Annotated in this window: 16 protein-coding genes, 1 riboswitch and 1 other annotated feature; of the genes, 6 read left to right on the forward strand and 10 right to left on the reverse strand. The window is 34.8% G+C overall.

Annotated elements, in window-relative coordinates; translation table 11 throughout:
• The first annotated feature begins 94 nt into the window (after positions 1-94).
• Positions 95-1,078 (forward strand): ketoacyl-ACP synthase III, encoded by a 984-nt coding sequence (locus AC0OM3_RS15760; protein ID WP_151522475.1) that lies wholly within the window; start codon positions 95-97, stop codon positions 1,076-1,078.
• Between the two features lie 46 nt (positions 1,079-1,124).
• On the opposite strand, the gene AC0OM3_RS15765 is transcribed toward AC0OM3_RS15760, so the two are convergent.
• The 4 genes from AC0OM3_RS15765 to AC0OM3_RS15780 all read right to left on the reverse strand — a co-directional run bounded on the left by AC0OM3_RS15765 (position 1,125) and on the right by AC0OM3_RS15780 (position 5,887).
• Complete coding sequence (locus AC0OM3_RS15765; RefSeq protein ID WP_000884519.1) at positions 1,125-2,399, reverse strand: MFS transporter; 1,275 nt, start codon at positions 2,397-2,399, stop codon at positions 1,125-1,127.
• Between the two features lie 207 nt (positions 2,400-2,606).
• Positions 2,607-4,355 (reverse strand): MFS transporter, encoded by a 1,749-nt coding sequence (locus AC0OM3_RS15770; protein WP_131249753.1) that lies wholly within the window; start codon positions 4,353-4,355, stop codon positions 2,607-2,609.
• Positions 4,356-4,391: 36 nt separating this feature from the next.
• Complete coding sequence (locus tag AC0OM3_RS15775) at positions 4,392-4,931, reverse strand: PadR family transcriptional regulator (RefSeq protein ID WP_000678333.1); 540 nt, start codon at positions 4,929-4,931, stop codon at positions 4,392-4,394.
• A gap of 152 nt (positions 4,932-5,083) precedes the next feature.
• Positions 5,084-5,887 (reverse strand): polyphosphate kinase 2 family protein, encoded by an 804-nt coding sequence (locus AC0OM3_RS15780; RefSeq protein WP_000427325.1) that lies wholly within the window; start codon positions 5,885-5,887, stop codon positions 5,084-5,086.
• 400 nt (positions 5,888-6,287) lie between these two features.
• Here AC0OM3_RS15780 and AC0OM3_RS15785 point away from each other — a divergent pair, with 400 nt between their 5' ends.
• Entirely contained in the window at positions 6,288-6,752 is a 465-nt protein-coding gene (locus AC0OM3_RS15785) for a hypothetical protein (RefSeq protein ID WP_000823344.1), read from the forward strand.
• 19 nt (positions 6,753-6,771) lie between these two features.
• On the opposite strand, the gene AC0OM3_RS15790 is transcribed toward AC0OM3_RS15785, so the two are convergent.
• Positions 6,772-7,050, reverse strand: coding sequence for a hypothetical protein (locus AC0OM3_RS15790; protein ID WP_000151372.1), 279 nt, complete (start codon positions 7,048-7,050; stop codon positions 6,772-6,774).
• A gap of 26 nt (positions 7,051-7,076) precedes the next feature.
• Positions 7,077-8,339 (reverse strand): MFS transporter, encoded by a 1,263-nt coding sequence (locus AC0OM3_RS15795; protein ID WP_474212345.1) that lies wholly within the window; start codon positions 8,337-8,339, stop codon positions 7,077-7,079.
• A gap of 135 nt (positions 8,340-8,474) precedes the next feature.
• Here AC0OM3_RS15795 and AC0OM3_RS15800 point away from each other — a divergent pair, with 135 nt between their 5' ends.
• Positions 8,475-8,960 carry an 8-oxo-dGTP diphosphatase gene (locus AC0OM3_RS15800; RefSeq protein ID WP_001139828.1) on the forward strand — a complete coding sequence of 162 codons (486 nt, stop codon included), beginning with the start codon at positions 8,475-8,477 and terminating at the stop codon, positions 8,958-8,960.
• 28 nt (positions 8,961-8,988) lie between these two features.
• Here the strand turns inward: AC0OM3_RS15800 and AC0OM3_RS15805 are convergent, their stop codons facing one another.
• From AC0OM3_RS15805 to AC0OM3_RS15815, 3 genes are read right to left on the reverse strand one after another with little or no spacing between them, the layout of a single operon-like run.
• A complete protein-coding gene (locus AC0OM3_RS15805; protein WP_474212347.1) occupies positions 8,989-10,614 on the reverse strand; it encodes a YndJ family protein in 1,626 nt (541 codons plus the stop codon).
• 5 nt (positions 10,615-10,619) lie between these two features.
• On the reverse strand, positions 10,620-11,231 hold the full coding sequence (locus AC0OM3_RS15810) for a DUF4166 domain-containing protein (RefSeq protein WP_000002648.1): 612 nt from the start codon (positions 11,229-11,231) through the stop codon (positions 10,620-10,622).
• Between the two features lie 4 nt (positions 11,232-11,235).
• Positions 11,236-12,144, reverse strand: a complete 909-nt coding sequence (locus tag AC0OM3_RS15815; protein WP_000823952.1) for a DoxX-like family protein — start codon at positions 12,142-12,144, stop codon at positions 11,236-11,238.
• Between the two features lie 191 nt (positions 12,145-12,335).
• Positions 12,336-12,522, forward strand: a riboswitch (Lysine riboswitch).
• Between the two features lie 202 nt (positions 12,523-12,724).
• Here AC0OM3_RS15815 and AC0OM3_RS15820 point away from each other — a divergent pair.
• Both AC0OM3_RS15820 and AC0OM3_RS15825 read left to right on the forward strand, forming a co-directional pair.
• Positions 12,725-13,954: an aspartate kinase gene (locus tag AC0OM3_RS15820; RefSeq protein ID WP_474212350.1), complete on the forward strand. Its 1,230-nt coding sequence runs from the start codon at positions 12,725-12,727 to the stop codon at positions 13,952-13,954.
• 229 nt (positions 13,955-14,183) lie between these two features.
• A complete protein-coding gene (locus AC0OM3_RS15825) occupies positions 14,184-14,636 on the forward strand; it encodes a VOC family protein (protein WP_001107266.1) in 453 nt (150 codons plus the stop codon).
• A gap of 62 nt (positions 14,637-14,698) precedes the next feature.
• Here AC0OM3_RS15825 and asnA read toward each other — a convergent pair whose 3' ends face one another.
• Positions 14,699-15,682 (reverse strand): aspartate--ammonia ligase, encoded by a 984-nt coding sequence (asnA, locus tag AC0OM3_RS15830; protein ID WP_000284914.1) that lies wholly within the window; start codon positions 15,680-15,682, stop codon positions 14,699-14,701.
• A 70-nt stretch (positions 15,683-15,752) separates the two neighbouring features.
• Positions 15,753-16,011 (reverse strand) — a binding site (T-box leader).
• A gap of 406 nt (positions 16,012-16,417) precedes the next feature.
• Here asnA and AC0OM3_RS15835 point away from each other — a divergent pair.
• Positions 16,418-16,552, forward strand: coding sequence for a DUF3934 domain-containing protein (locus AC0OM3_RS15835; RefSeq protein ID WP_000047588.1), 135 nt, complete (start codon positions 16,418-16,420; stop codon positions 16,550-16,552).
• The last annotated feature ends 68 nt before the right edge of the window (positions 16,553-16,620 follow it).

The raw sequence follows: 16,620 nt of genomic DNA on the forward strand, positions 1-16,620 counted from the left end.
TATTATCGTTTTAATACAACAAAAATCTTTATTGACATTTTTATAACCTGATATTAGTATCAGGTTATAAAAATAAAAGTTAGGAGATGTTTCTATGCATTCTAAATCTCGTATTACTGCAATTGGTACTTATGTTCCAGATCAAATATTGTCTAATAACGATTTAGAAAAGATGGTCCATACGAATGATGAATGGATTGTACAAAGAACAGGAATGAGGGAAAGAAGAATCGCTAGCGAAGAAGAATACTCCTCAAACTTAGCCATTAAAGCAATTAAAAATTTATGTACAACATATAAGAAAAACTTAGAAGATGTCGACTGTATCATTGTCGCTACTACTACTGCTGATTACGTTTTCCCTAGTGTTGCTTGCCAAATACAACAATACTTCAACATACCTCATACACTAGCTTTTGATTTAAATGCAACTTGTGCTGGTTTTACATATGGACTACACGTCGGTAATAGCTTAATCACTTCTGGATCACATGAAAAAGTACTTGTCGTAGCGACAGAAACATTATCTAAAGTTACTGATTATAGCGATAGAACGACCTGTATTTTATTCGGTGATGGTGCTGGAGCTATTTTATTAGAAAGAGATGAAGACACCCCAAGCTTTATCGCTGCTCACATGGGAACAAACGGTGATGGCGGCATTCATCTATATAGAACAAACTTATCTACTACTATGAATGGTACACCACTGCAAACAAATGAAAAAATCGTTCAAAATGGAAGAGAAGTATATAAATGGGCAACACGTACAGTGCCAAAAGGCATAAAAGATTTAATACATACCGCAAATATGCAAGTAGATGATATAGACTGGTTCATACCCCACAGCGCTAACTTACGAATGATCGAATCTATTTGCGAAAAATCTCAAATTCCAATACAAAAAACATTAACGAGCGTGGAATATATGGGGAATACCTCTTCAGTCACCATTCCACTCGCTCTAGATTTAGCTATAAAAGAAGGAAAGTTAAATAATGGAGACACACTTTTACTATACGGATTCGGTGGCGGACTTACGCATTTAGGACTTATTGTAGAATGGAATTTAATTTAAGTGTATAAAAAGAGGCTCTAGTCAGTAACTAGAACCTCTTCTTCATTTAATTTCTTACCCCTTTTCGAGACCATATCACAACAGGAATAAGTAACAACGCTAACACGCCTCCAGCCAATGACAATGCCGCATAACTTGAATTCGCTACTACCATACCTGACATCGCTCCACCAGAAGCTCCAGCTAGCGCAATAAAAACATCTATTTTCCCTTGTGTTTTAGCACGTGTAGACGGTGTTGTGGAATCAACGATTTGTGCTGTACCACTAATCAATCCGAGGTTCCATCCTAGCCCAAGTAAAGAAAGAGCAACGATTAATAATAATAAAGAATCACTTGGCGCTATCGCAGCTATGACACCCGCTGCAAGTAAAATCACTCCACCAGCTATGCTCATTGTAGTTCGGCCAATTTTATCAATTAACATTCCTGTAACGAGAGATGGAAGATACATTGCACCTACATGAAAACCTATCACAAGTCCTACTGCACTTAAACCGTGACCGTGGTGTCCCATATGAACTGGCGTCATCGTCATAATCGCAACCATCACGATTTGCGTAAGTATCATTACGATTGCTCCAACTGTAATACCTCGTTTATTTTCTTTCGCTTCTTCTGTTATTGGTTGCCCTTTATATGTATGTTCCTGTTTATATCTTTCTATTATGTTAGCAATAATTAACGGATCTGGACGAAGCATAACAAAAAGAACTAGCCCCGCCAGCATAAATGCTGCTGCCGATAGTATGAACGGACCTGCAAGTTTAGGAACTCCAATTGAATGAGCAAAACTACCCATTACTCCTACTAAATTTGGTCCTGCAACTGCACCGAAAGTCGTCATTACCATCGTAATACTAACAGCCGTTGCTCTCTGCTTCTTATCTGCTAAATCTGTACCTGCATAACGAGCTTGTAGATTCGTGGCTGTACCGGCACCATATATGAGTAAAGAAATAAGTAAAAGAATAATGCTATTCGTTAAAGCTGCCATTACAACACCAATTGCTCCAAATCCGCCTACTATAAACCCTGTTGCAAGACCTATCCGGCGTCCATATCGTTGCGAAAGCTTCCCTACTATGAAAGCTGCTAACGCTGATCCCAATGTAAACATAGCAGTCGGTAATCCTGCAAATGCATCTGTTCCAAGCATTTGCTGCGCAAGAAGTGCTCCCACTGTAATACCAGCAGCTAGTCCTGCACCGCCAAACATTTGTGAAATGCTGACGATTATTAACGTTCGTTTGTATAGTTTTTGTTGCTCCTCTTCTGTGTACACATGATTATCTATTAAAGCCCCTGCCTTATCTAGCAATTCCCCATCCTCCTTTTAAAATTAATCCCTCTTGTTAATGTACTATGTATAATGTTACATATTCAATGGCATTTTCCATTCATACCTTTCATTCAAAAAACTTTCTAATCATACTCGACTTATCCCATGCTATATTAAAAATACTACTATTCACAATACGCAAGGAGAAAACAATGAAAAAACAGGCTAATAGCAGCCTGTTTCCCTTTACACTTCTTCTACTATCCTTCCCCTTCTCTTTTTACTCAAAGCTCTTCCTTCCCAAAACAACAAACTTACGAAAGCACAAATTAATATAATTGGCACACTTGCTTTATATAAATCTGTAAAACTCATAGCCATCTGATTCTTGGCATAATGATTCACATCATTCGAGAATGTGAGTACCTCTTTCTTTATACTTTCCTCTTGTTTTTCAACTTCTTTTGTCACTTGCCTCATAACTTCTTCTCTTTTTACATCCCTATATTCTACTGGAACTTTTCTTAATATTTCATCCGTCTTGTCGCGAATCAATTCTTCCTTCTTCTCTTTACTTAATCCCATTGTCATTGCATTTTGTTTCTTATTTATATTCGATTCTAAACTTTGATTCTCTATTTTTTCTTTAGTTATTTGTAAAATTTCAGTTTGCTCAGTACTATTCACATGAATATTCCGCACCTTTTCTTCTGCATAACGATATACTTTTTCTTTATTTACAGTTAAATTATGAGTTAAGTTAGAGACAAATATTGCAACCGCCAATACAATTCCAACTTGTCGTAACATTGATACAACACTTTGAGAAGCAGTTAACAGTTCTCCTTCAAATGAAGAAGCACTTAAAACTGTAATTGGCCCCACTACTAAACCATATCCAACACCTAATATCATACACGGAATAATAATTTCTATATTTGTTGAATGAACATCAATCATTTGCAACCAATAGTAGGAAAGCCCCATAACAAGAAATCCTGACAAAATAATAGTTACTTTTCCGAGTTTTTTAATTAAAGTTGCTGCAACTGGTGAGATTAAAAATATCATTGCTGAAATAGGTGTCACTAAAAAAGCCGCTTCAATTTCCGTCCGACCTTGTAGTTTCGTCAAGAACGTTGGAAGCAATACAGTAACTCCAATTAAAAATAAATTACTTAATATAACAACGATAGACGCTCCGACAAACATTCGATCTTGAAATAACTTTAAATTCACCATTGGGTTATGAATCTTTCGTTCTACTAAAACAAATAGAATAAGAGAAATAGTGCTAATTGCATAACAAGACAAAGCAATATTACTTTGCCATCCCCATGTATTACCTTTTACTAATATGAGAGTAAATGAAAAAATTGCTGTGCTACTTAATAGTAGTCCTATCCAATCTATTTTTGAGATAATACGTTCTTCATTTTTTATTTGTAGCATGATGCAACATAACACGATTCCTATTATACAAACCGGAACATTAACGAAGAACACCCATCTCCATCCTAAATTTTGCGTAATAATTCCACCTATCACTGGTCCCATAGCAGCTGACAATCCTTGTGTTACTCCTAAAATCGCAAGCGCAACATGCCTCTTAGCTAATGGCATAGCTGATACACCAATTACCATACTTGTTGGAAATAAAATCGCTGCCCCAATACTTTGTATAAAACGAGAAAAAATAAGAAAATCACCTGTATTAGCAAAAGCGCAAAGTACCGATCCACCACCAAAAATCACCAAACCAAGAATATACATCTTTGCTTTTCCAAAGATATCAGCTATCCGCCCTAACGGAATGGCGAGTACTGCAATCGTCATTGTATAAACATTTAATACCCAAGACATCTTTTCTAATGAAGTATTTACACTCGATTGTATTGCCGGTAAAGCTATATTCATAATTGTCGTATCAATCATACAAAGAAAGATACCTAGACACATTAAAAAGACAATCTTAATACCCTTTGTTTGCTCCATCTTTATATACCCCTTTATTTATTGTGAACGCGTTTTTCATTCTTCTGTTTTATTGTTTTCTTTCGCCTCTAACTCTTCTAATTTTTTCTTCAAAGTCTCCACTTGTGCACTATACGATGCAATACCTACATCTAGTGAAATTTCTTCGACGAAAGTAATACCTACTCTCCACTTTTCATATTTCAATCGAAGATCTGCAATGTACGCTTCTTTTCTTTCAATTTCATCTTTAATCCATTTTTTTATTGTTACATCATCACTATAGTTACCAAAATACATTCTCATTAAAAAATCCGAACGTAAAACATCCTTCTCTACAGGCGTCTGCATGTATTGATAAAATTCTTCACGCCCCTCATCTGTAATAAAGTACATTTTCTTATTCGGTTTTCCCTCTTGCATGACAACTTCTTTTTTTATTTTCCCCTCATTCTCCAATTGTCGTAACGTTGGATAAATCATTCCAAAACTTCCATCAAAAAAATGAGTAAATACGTCTTCAAACACAATTTTAATATCGTAACCAGACAATTCCTTTTCCATTAATAAACCTAAAACAACATCTCTTCCCTTCAAAGTAAAACCCCCACATAGTATATAATCGATAATCATATTAACAATATTAATATGATTATCGATTATATACCTTATTTTGTTATTTGTAAAATGTTTCTAAATAAAAAAGCCCCATAATTTGGTTTTACCAATTCACAGGGCCATTTTCTTATTTACTCTTTCACACCTACATCTTGCAAAACTTCAATATCCTCTTTCATTTCATAATAATAAGAAGGCAATTCTATACCATGTTCTAAGAAATAATCCTCTATGAATGAAATAATGATTTTTAACGTTTTCACACGGGCATACAATTTATCGTTACTTTCAATAATATGCCACTTCGCATTTTGCTTACTTGTTTTTTCAAACATGTCTTCCATCGCTTCAACATACTCATCCCATTTTTCACGATTACGCCAATCTTCGTCTGTAATTTTCCATCTTTTCAAAGGATTTTTCTCTCTATCTTTAAATCTCTTTAACTGTTCCTCTTTACTTATATGGTAGAAGAACTTCCCTATTATGTAATGGTCATCTGTTAGTAGTTTTTCAAAACCATTAATCTCATCGTATGCTCTCATCCACTCTTCCTTTGTAGCAAAACCTTCAACACGCTCAACTAACACTCGACCGTACCATGAGCGATCAAAAATGGTAATTTGCCCGTACTGTGGAATTTTGCGCCAGAAACGTTGCAAATAATGGTAACGTTTTTCATGAGGTGCAGGCGCTCCAATTGGATTTACTTGGAACCCACGCGGGTCAAGATGTTCCGTCACCCGCTTAATTACCCCACCTTTACCAGCCGCATCCCATCCTTCCATAACAAGCATAACCGCGATTTTTTCTTCTTTCAAAATTTGCTGTAATGCTAATAAGCGCCTTTGATATTTTTCGAGTTTCTTGTTGTACTTAGATTTTGATTCAATTTTTTTCGTTAAATCTACTTTAGCAAGATGTCCATTTTCCATAAAACGAATCCCCCTTGTTGTATGATAATGTTATTTTAACATATTTTTGGTAATTTTTTCATATCCTAAAAAGCTGTGTAGAAACATCTCTACACAGCTTCCTTCTCTAATTTCACATCTACAAGCACATTTAACTACATTAAAATAAATAATTTATACGGAACTCTTAGTATATTTTTTTTAAAACGTAAAAATAGCTCTTTTAAAAAGGGCAGCAATCTAAATATAAAAAAACAAATTTATTCTTTCTTACTACATACGTAATTATGCCAGCTATAAGAGTAGTGAATAAAATATTGATTCACTACTCACAATAGCCACCTTACATTATATGGTATATTTACTCGTAAAGAGAAGATAATAACAAGTAAATCTATTAAAGAATGGGAGCTCTAAAAAAATGAAACGAAAAATATTAACTCTCTTTACACTTTTATGCTTAGCACTACCAATACAAGCCAGTGCTTACACATTTCAGTCACTACCGATTGCGTCAAAGTCTAAACAATGGTATGTCGAAATTGATAAATCTCATAACTCAAACAAGCAAGCAATCCAGCCAAAACAAGGTGTATTTGATACGTATAGTTTACTCGTAAAAAACATCGGTCATGATGTATCAAACGTATCTGTGGAAATACTTGATAACAATCCTACCTCTAAAGCTACCTTTAAACCTACTACACCTAATGAAAATATTTCTAAAAGTCATACAAGCTTTGACTACATGGTATTCCCATTAGACTTTAATAGTCATAATTTTAAAGTTGTGATTACTTGGGAAGAAAAGAATTTCTCTTATAACGGCCATCCGGTAAATGAAGGTAAAAAAATGAAACAAACATTTGTATTTAATGAAGAATAAGTCCTAATTTCTTTAGGGCTTATTCTTCTCTTTTGAAACCCTCTTGTATCGCTTCCGTCACTTCTTTTGTAATTTCCAATTCTGTTGCTTCCATACTAATTTTCTTGTGCCAAATATGTACGGACGGTTTTTCATTACAAAGATGTTTTATTAATACTAATTGATTATATGCTAGATTATTTTCTATATGGGTAGCGATATAGACTGTAAAATTGTTCGCTTCAAAGACCTTTTCTTCCAAAATGTATTTACTCTCTAATTGCCTCGTTACTATATCTTTCAAGTTTTCTATAGTCATGCATATCACCCCCTTTTCCCATATAATCAATTAAATCGACGAATACTCGGTACAGACAATGCGATTCCAATTGTTAAAATTACTAAACTAGCTAGTGTTATAATAGTTATCTCGCCACCTATGACAGTAGCTAACCAGCCTACAACTACATACCCTAATGGCAATAAAGCAAAAGAACCCAACATATCAAGGCTTGCCACTCTTCCGAATGCTTCTTCTGGTACAAGTTCCTGTAAACTAGTTTCCCAAATGAGTCCAAATATCATCATGCCAAATCCTTCAATTACCATTAAGAATATTAAGGCGGGTGCCCAAGAAATGAATGGCATAATTAATAAAGCAATGCCACTAATTAAAACACCTCCATAAGCCAGTAATCCTCTCTTATGCCACCGCTCTTTCCCACCAAATATTAATGCGGCAATTACAGCTCCACCACCAGAAAAGGCCATGCCAAGTCCATACACGTAAGCTTCAAAATGATGATGAACATTAAATAACCACGGAATTAATACGACGATAATGCCGGCATAACAAATATTTATAAAAGAAAAAACTAAAATTGTAATCCACAGCCACGGATGACTTTTTAAAACTAAAACACCTTCCATAAACTCTTGTTTGTAATTAAGCTTACTCTTTTCAATGGGTTTTACTTTTTTAAACTTAATTTCTTTTAAAAATAATAAACATAAAAATGATAATAAGTACGTTACTGCATCTAGGCCGAAACCTATCCCTGCAGACGCAACCGATACGATTAACCCACCAAGTGCTGGCCCAATTAATCGTATACCTTGATTACTCATTTGAGTGAGTGCGTTAGCTGCATTACGAATTTCAGGAACGAATACTTTCGCCCTTACAGCAGAATATGCTGGTTGGAATATCCCTTCCATAAGTCCGTATAAGGCAACGAAAATATATAAAACTGTAATTGTTAATAAATCCATAAATATAAGCGATGCAAGTAATAGCATTAATATACAGCGGAGTATATCCGTAAATAACATTAATTTAACCCGATCAATTCGGTCTACAATTAAACCTGCAAACGGTAAAGCGAGAATATTAGGTAGCATGTACATTGCCATTGTCATCCCCATCACAACTGTTGAGCCAGTTAATGAATACACAACAACTGGAAGTATGACCATAGTTATCGAACTACCTAAGGCCGAGAGTAATTGTCCAATCAATAAAAATTTAAAATGTGGTGACTCTTTAACTGGCGATAATAATTTACCAACATACCCTAAATCTTTTTCTCTTTGTAATTCCCCTTGCATCTTTCTCTCCTCTTTTCAAATGATTATAGACTTCATAATAAAATGCCGAAAATTAACAATATTCTATTTTAATTATATAAGAAACTATTATGTTATGGTAAAATTATCAAGAAAAATAAAGGAGAATACATTACAATGCCTTCAAATTCACATAACATCGAGCACCGCATCTATACAATGTGTATGATCCAGCGCAACAATGAAGTTTTACTCATAAAACGCCCCAGCCATCGAGGTTTCCCTGGCTACATCGCTCCTGGCGGCAAAGTAGATTTCCCCGAAAGTATCGTTCAAGCCGCTATAAGAGAAGTAAAAGAGGAAACTGGATTACTTGTTTCGAATTTAACTTTTAAAGGATTAGATGAATATGTAAATCCGAAAGGTAATGTTCGGTACATGGTATTTAACTACTGGACAGACTCATTTGAAGGTGAACTTCTTTTAAACCCTCCTGAGGGCGAATTATTATGGATACCAATCGATACAGCACTACATCTTCCTATGCAAGATTGGTTTAAAGAGAGATTCCCATTATTTTTTGAAACAGGCACTTTTGAAATTCAACGTGTTTGGGATAATGAGCTAGATAAACAAATTGCTATAACAATTACACATACGTAAAAAAGCTTGAAATCTCTCCAAGCTTTTCTTACTTCTCCTCTACTTTCTTAATCTTATAATCAATTTCTAAAAACTTAACTCCAAATATCCACATTCTATGATTAGCTTCTAGTATGTGATCCGTGCGCTCTTTTATAATAAAAGTCTCTGCTAATGGTAAACGTATTGTTAAGAACCGAGTATGTAAATAAATCCCCTCATCTCCCTGACCATTTTCTCTTAACTTACTAGTAATGATTAAATCATGACTATCATTATATAGTTTCAAAATACCAGTCATATTCGAATATGGTAAAGGTAATGCAATATTCATGTATGTCTCGTTCTTATATGTATGCTTTGAATAAAGAGCTACAAAAATAGATTCACCTGCTTCATTTTTCCTTAGCCAAGCCCTTACATTCTCCCTTCCATCTTTCTCATCCATTACACTAATGATAGAGCCATACATCGTTTCCCAATTGCCGCCCATTCCTAAATGTATTTGTTCTACACGCTTACTCATTTTCTCATAACAAAGTGCAAACGGACGGAACGAACGAGCCCATTTAATATTCGATTGTAACTCATACTCTGCTGTATTTTCATAAAAACGAATAATACTTAAAGGAACCTTTGTCACATCAAATGCCTCACTATGAAAGTCATTTACTTTATCAACTAAACCGTTGTATTCCTTACTGTCTACTAAATTGCTGCTATATAAATAAGCCTCACCAATTGCCACATTTCCTCTTAACTTACTCATTGGTTTCCCATAGTATTTATAATTTGGAACACTCTTTTCGATCACCCAGCCGACAAATGCCGGTAAAGCTACTCCAATTCCATTGACAACACCGTGAATCCAAACCATTTGAGCAATTGTAATCGTCATTACATGCTTCAAATTTCCGTATGAATATATAAGTGAGAACATAATTGTAACCATGAGTGTACTAGACGAAACGATTAGAAAAATCTTTGCACTGATAGCATTAAATTTTGCTCTCCAAACGTAAAATCCATACCCATAAATCGCACATAAATATAGGAACACTGCCAAAAATTCAAATATTCTTGAGTATGTAATTCCTATTGCAACTGTCATAGGTGAAATCATGATGATAAACATAATAACATCATACACTTTACTTCTCTTTTCTCTTTTTCTCCCTATTAAACCAGCTGATAATGGCAATAGAAACGCCGAATAATGAAAATGTGCAGCTGTGAGTAAAACAATGTCAGAGCTAAACTGCATAATTGAAAGTTTTGCTACTGAAGCAAAAAACCAAAAACCACCTAAAAACAAATAAATAAACGCACTATCTATGGCGGTCTCTTCTAACGGCTTCCATCCTCTTTCTAGCAATCTACTTACACCAAATAACGCAACAATTCCTGTATATACAAACCAAACTAGCGCAAATACATAGTGATTTGTGACGAAAGCTAGCATTGCACAAATTGCTGCAATTGGATATAAAAACGATACGAATTTATAAAATAATAAATACGATCCATCTCTTTTTCTTTTATCAATAATACAAAGTGACATTGGTATAAATAATAAAACAGATAATAATATAATTGCTTCAACAGGATTTATATTCGACCGCTCACATAATAGAAAAACAACATAACAAGCAAGCCCAAATATTATATTTTTCATATCGTTTATTTCCTTTCCACAAATGTTCCCTTATATGAAAAAAGCGAGCCAATTAACGGGTTTCGTACTTGTACATGAATTCGAAAACACTGTAGTGTTGCATCATAACTTTCAACAATTTTTGCTTCACCATACAAGAATTTTGGCAACGGAATTTTTCTTCCAAACATATAAAACCATTGTTTCTTTGAAGCAATATGCATTGCCCCTAACTCATCGATATGAAAATGTAGTGTAGAAACGAGTAAATGTGGTTCGCCAAAATAATCTACAATTTCATTTTCGTTTTCATCCAATTGCATAACTGCGTTAAAATATCTTTTCTTATTATGAAAATAAAAAGTACGGTTCCACCTTACTAATTCTTGTCCATATTCATCTCGCTCAGCTATGTTTTGTATCGTAAATGGAATTTCCTCTCCTCGTTCCGAGAAAAACATTCGAAACTTCGATGCAATTTTCAATATAAATTTCACGAAAAAAGAGCCACCGTAAATTTCATCCATCTTTCCTTCCCCTGTAAAACTATTCTCTTCTGTAATGGCATAACGCTTCTGCAATTCAGGATGAAGATTTTTATAGGTATCCCCTAATAATCGTTCATACATATTAGCCATACACTTATCCCTTTCTCGCCCTCTTGCAATTTTTCGCGCTTGGTAAATCGAAACTATTTATATAACCGACAATTGATAACCCCATTAGAAGAACATTTAATGTAATCGGATTAAACGGCCCTGTAAAGCTTGCGATATTCGTAAATCCTGCCGCTAACGTTAAAACTAGTAATACAATAATATGCAGTATAAATAATTTTCGTTTTGTTAGTGGCAACAGCCATACGACACCGAAAATTATTTCTAACACCCCAATTATTTTAAGTATATATACACTACTTTCATTTGAACCAATTAATACAGAAAGCATCTTTACTTCTTCTGAATGAGTAAACAGTAGTTTCGGCACTATCCCTTGATATATCCATACAAAAGCAAATAAAAAGCATACGAGCCAATACGTCATTGTTCTTCTAATTAGTAACCTAGGATGAAGCCCCTTTTCTAACCATAATTTTAAGGCATCAAAACTCCAAGCGGTCGCCCAACCTAATAACGGACGAAAAATATAGGAATCTATTACATTTCCTATACGACCAAATCTTGTATCATAATCATATTGTGTCTCAAAATGGATGTATTCTTTATTCGGCGTATACTTCCAATAACCACGTCCTATTTGAATAAGAGATAATGTATTATCCGTCCAAAATTTTAAAGAGGAAATTCTTTCACCAGTTTCTTTTCTTATTTCACCTATTGATTCCCCTTCTCCAGCTATTTCAAGCCCAAATCCAATCTTTGTTTTATACAAAAACTTCTGTGGTTCTCCTTCTTTTTTCTCTAAATACGAAATTTCAGTAAAGCGAGCATCCCACTCTGTATGTATATCTGGTTCTTGCGTATATCTCCATAATTTTTCCATCGTCGTGTTCATTTTTGTCGCAACATAAATAGGCTGTTTCCTTTTCATTCTCCCACCTCCTATGCACTATAAGTTTAATGTACATGCAATGAATTTATTTTGCTACATTTTTCACAAACTTTTCTGTAAAAAGAAAGAATTTTTAAAATATATGTAAAACACTTGATTCCCCGAAAAATTTAAATTATTATAAAACAAATGTTACCAATAACTTCATAAATCAAACACTCTCGCCTAAAACGTGAGATAGAGGTTGCGATACTTATGAGTATTCTAATGGAGACACAGAGATGTCTATGAACTTAGATGAAAGGAAGTATTGCCGAAATTGATAAATTTCTCTGCATTTATCAATTGGGGCTGTTTTCGAATAGAAACAGAACTGTCATATGTACAGACGTGTACGTATGAAGAGCTATCTACAAAAAAGAGATATCATTTTTTATGATATTCCTTTTTTGGCGGTTTTTTTATTAGCTCCGTTTTCTGTTTCCCTTTTCCTGTAACAGCACCATCCTCACTTATTTGAGATGGTGTTTTTTGTTTGTCTTTCTGGTAACTACAGGAGTATTGGGATTTATATATTTCCTAATCTATTCTTAAAAATAGACGAAAGAAGGAATTTGTAATGGAAACAATTGTTCAAAAATTTGGTGGCACTTCTGTCGGAAGCGTCGAACGCATTCAACATGTAGCAAATTTAATTATTGAAGAATATGAACGAGGTCATAGCGTTGTCTCTGTCGTTTCAGCAATGGGAAAAAGTACGGATCAACTTGTCGCACTCGCTAACGCTATTACAGAAAATCCAAGTAAACGTGAAATGGATATGCTTCTATCTACAGGAGAACAAGTAACTATTTCATTATTAACAATGGCACTGCAAGCAAAAGGCTATCATGCAATTTCATTAACAGGATGGCAAGCTGGTATTACGACAGAATCTGTACATAGTAGTGCACGGATTACTGACATTCATACAGATCGTATTCAATCTTATCTTGCTGAAGGCACGATTGTTATCGTAGCTGGTTTCCAAGGTATAAGTGTAGCAAATGAAATTACAACGCTTGGCCGTGGTGGTTCTGATACGACTGCTGTCGCACTAGCCGCTGCACTTAAAGCAAAAAAATGTGATATTTATACGGATGTGACAGGCGTATATACGACGGACCCACGAGTTGTAAAAGATGCTTACAAATTAGATGAAATTTCTTATGACGAAATGTTAGAGCTTGCTAATCTCGGTGCTGGCGTATTACACCCGCGCGCTGTTGAGTTTGCTAAAAATCATAACGTAGTTTTAGAAGTTCGCTCAAGTATGGAACAAGAAAACGGAACAATTGTAAAAGGAGAATGTAACATGGAACAACAATCAATCGTTAAAGGTATTGCATTTGAGGATAACATTACACGTGTCACAATTAAAGGACTAGAACAAGGCTCGCTTTCAACAGTTTTCTCTACATTAGCAGCAGCACACATTAATGTAGATATCATCATTCAAAGTATTACAAATGAAGGAACTGTACATCTCTCCTTCTCCATTCACTCGAATGATTTAAGAGAAACTTTAAAAGTTTTGGAACAAAATCAAGAAACTCTTCACTACGAATTTGTAGAACATGAAAATCACTTAGCAAAAGTATCAATCGTAGGATCTGGCATGGTATCTAACCCTGGTGTCGCTGCAAATATGTTCACTACTTTAAAAGAAGAAAATATTCATATTAAAATGGTAAGTACATCAGAAATTAAAGTGTCTGTCGTTATTGACCGCCTTCATTTAGTAACAGGTGTTGAGGCGTTGCATCAATCATTTATGGCGAAAATTGAGCCTTTAGTGCAAATGAGCTAATTTGATATTTTCAGTAACGCTTATAAAAAAATCATATTAATCTACTTCCTTCCTATTAAATAAAATGCTGTTCGTTAACAAGATGCTATATGACATATAAAAAAACACCTTGTCACCTTTTCATATACTATGACAAGGTGTTTTTGACTGAAAGGAATTTGTAACTACTTAGTAGTATAATTATGAGGATGATTAAATAATAAACTTTTATACATAAGGAGATAAGACTATGGCAAAAAACAAATTACTACGAATGGACAATGTCAGCATCGTTGTAGAATCCCTTGATAACGCAATCTCTTTCTTCGAGGAGATTGGCTTGAACCTCGAAGGGCGAGCCACTGTCGAAGGTGAATGGGCTGGTCGCGTAACTGGACTCGGCTCTCAGTGCGTAGAGATTGCTATGATGGTCACTCCAGATGGCCACAGCCGAATTGAACTTTCGCGATTTCTCACCCCACCTACTATATCAGATCACCGAAATACTCCTGTAAACGCCCTCGGTTATCTACGCGTCATGTTCACCGTTGAAGACATTGACGAAATGGTATCCAGACTCACTAAGCATGGTGCAGAGCTCGTTGGCGAAGTAGTTCAATACGAGAACTCGTATCGTCTCTGCTACATTCGTGGAGTCGAAGGAATTTTAATCGGTTTAGCGGAAGAACTCGGTAATAAATAAGCAAGTGACGTTTTATAAAAAAGAGGGAATAGCTCTATATTTAAGCTATTCCCTCACTTCTATTAAAACAGATGAATGTTTTCTTTTTTACAAGCTGCACGTAAATCGTCAGGCCATACAGAAGATTGAACTTCACCGATATGTGCTTTACGTAAGAAGTACATGCACATTCTTGATTGTCCAATACCACCGCCGATTGTTAATGGTAGTACGTCTTCTAGTATACCTTTATGGAAATCATACTCACGTTTGAAGTCTTCACCAGTTTTCGTTAACTGCTCATCAAGTGATTTACTATCAACACGAATTCCCATTGATGATAATTCAAATGAAGATTGTAGTACTGGGTGCCAGAATAAAATGTCACCGTTTAATTTCCAATCGTCATAATCAGCTGCGCGTCCATCGTGCTTTTCACCTGAACGAAGTGCATCACCAATTCCGATAATGAAAACTGCACCATGTTCTTTTGCAATTGCATGTTCACGATCTTTCGGTGTTAATTCTGGATATTTATCTTCTAATTCTTGAGAAGTAACGAAAACAATTTCTTCCGGTAAATACTTTCCAAGGAACGGATATTTTTCAAATAAGTGATCTTCTAAATCTTTGAATATTCCATAAATTGTTTGTACTGTTTTTTGTAAGTAATCGACAGTACGCCATTCTTTTTGAACGATTTTTTCCCAATCCCATTGGTCAACGTAAATGGAATGCGTTGCATCAAGTTCTTCATCACGACGAATCGCGTTCATGTTTGTATATAAACCTTCACCAGCTTCATATCCGTATTCATGTAATGCAAATCGTTTCCATTTCGCTAGTGAATGAACAATTTCTAATTCTTCTCCTGAATGTAACATATCAAATTCAATTGGACGTTCTACACCGTTTAGGTGATCGTTTAATCCTGATTTTTTCGTTACGAATAATGGTGCAGATACGCGGAATAGTTCAAGACGTTTTGCTAATTGGTCCTCGAAAAATGTTTTAACTTCCTTAATTGCGATTTGAGTCTCTCTTACTGTCATTAATGATTGATACATGGTGGTTTCCTCCTAAAATGTTTGGATGTTGTGAAAAGAAGCCAACAAAAAAAGCCCTTCTTTCCCAAAAAACTGGGACGAAAGGCTTTGGTTCCGCGGTACCACCCAAATTAGCAACAGAGGTTGCTCACTTATACAATACGGAGATGAAATATCTCGATACTGTTCTTCTTGTAACGGCGAAGTTCCCGGCTAAGTCTACTTTCCTATAAAGGATTTCGGTTAGCAACTCCAGGAGGTTCTTCATAATAGGCTTCGTATCAGGCTCACACCACCCCTGACTCGCTTAAACTACGTCCTACTACTACTCGTCCTTTCATAGTCGTTTTGTTGTCACATCTCTGAAACATTTTATTAATGATTATTCTATACAAAAAATAAAGAAAGTCAACAAAAAGTTTTAAAATATTTTTCAATTCTTTATTTTACGGCTTTATTGATTGTTGTTAATTTAACATCTTTACTTTTTCTGCCTCGTCAATCCAAAAAATGTTTCACTGATCGAAACTAACGTATACACAACAATTAATGTGATCGTTCGGAATATAGAATCCACAGTATTTCTTATTATTTTCATTTTCTTTATAATTCCTTTCAGTTTACTTGCAATTTCATGATATACTATAGCATTCAAGCAGTTTATTTTTACTTAAAGTAATCATAGTCATTTATAAAGAGTATTTTCTAAATCATTGACTATTATCAAATAAGATTTTTATATAACGGAGTGATCATATGAGTAAAACGAAAGCAAAACCGAAAAAAGGTGTAGGACAAGGTACAGGAAGTAAAGGATGGAACCGTTGGCAATCAAGTGCAAAGAAAAAGGCAGCTGCCAAACCATACAAAAGTAAAGGTACAAAGAAGTAATTTAAATAACATTTGATTTATTTGCTTTATACAAAACAAAATATAATTATTACAACAAAAAAGCTATG

The sequence above is a fragment of the Bacillus sp. FAU20 genome, assembly GCF_056033865.1.

What these genes read in the sequence shown, in the direction of transcription:
- AC0OM3_RS15790 (WP_000151372.1), bottom strand. Translation starts at nt 7,050, where the DNA reads ATGACTATAGAAAACTTGAAAGATATAGTAACGAGGCAATTAGAGAGT.
- AC0OM3_RS15810 (WP_000002648.1), bottom strand. Translation starts at nt 11,231, where the DNA reads ATGGCTAATATGTATGAACGATTATTAGGGGATACCTATAAAAATCTT.
- AC0OM3_RS15835 (WP_000047588.1), top strand. Translation starts at nt 16,418, where the DNA reads ATGAGTAAAACGAAAGCAAAACCGAAAAAAGGTGTAGGACAAGGTACA.
- AC0OM3_RS15820 (WP_474212350.1), top strand. Translation starts at nt 12,725, where the DNA reads ATGGAAACAATTGTTCAAAAATTTGGTGGCACTTCTGTCGGAAGCGTC.
- AC0OM3_RS15795 (WP_474212345.1), bottom strand. Translation starts at nt 8,339, where the DNA reads ATGCAAGGGGAATTACAAAGAGAAAAAGATTTAGGGTATGTTGGTAAA.
- AC0OM3_RS15760 (WP_151522475.1), top strand. Translation starts at nt 95, where the DNA reads ATGCATTCTAAATCTCGTATTACTGCAATTGGTACTTATGTTCCAGAT.
- AC0OM3_RS15770 (WP_131249753.1), bottom strand. Translation starts at nt 4,355, where the DNA reads ATGGAGCAAACAAAGGGTATTAAGATTGTCTTTTTAATGTGTCTAGGT.
- asnA (WP_000284914.1), bottom strand. Translation starts at nt 15,682, where the DNA reads ATGTATCAATCATTAATGACAGTAAGAGAGACTCAAATCGCAATTAAG.
- AC0OM3_RS15815 (WP_000823952.1), bottom strand. Translation starts at nt 12,144, where the DNA reads ATGAAAAGGAAACAGCCTATTTATGTTGCGACAAAAATGAACACGACG.
- AC0OM3_RS15785 (WP_000823344.1), top strand. Translation starts at nt 6,288, where the DNA reads ATGAAACGAAAAATATTAACTCTCTTTACACTTTTATGCTTAGCACTA.
- AC0OM3_RS15780 (WP_000427325.1), bottom strand. Translation starts at nt 5,887, where the DNA reads ATGGAAAATGGACATCTTGCTAAAGTAGATTTAACGAAAAAAATTGAA.
- AC0OM3_RS15805 (WP_474212347.1), bottom strand. Translation starts at nt 10,614, where the DNA reads ATGAAAAATATAATATTTGGGCTTGCTTGTTATGTTGTTTTTCTATTA.
- AC0OM3_RS15800 (WP_001139828.1), top strand. Translation starts at nt 8,475, where the DNA reads ATGCCTTCAAATTCACATAACATCGAGCACCGCATCTATACAATGTGT.
- AC0OM3_RS15825 (WP_001107266.1), top strand. Translation starts at nt 14,184, where the DNA reads ATGGCAAAAAACAAATTACTACGAATGGACAATGTCAGCATCGTTGTA.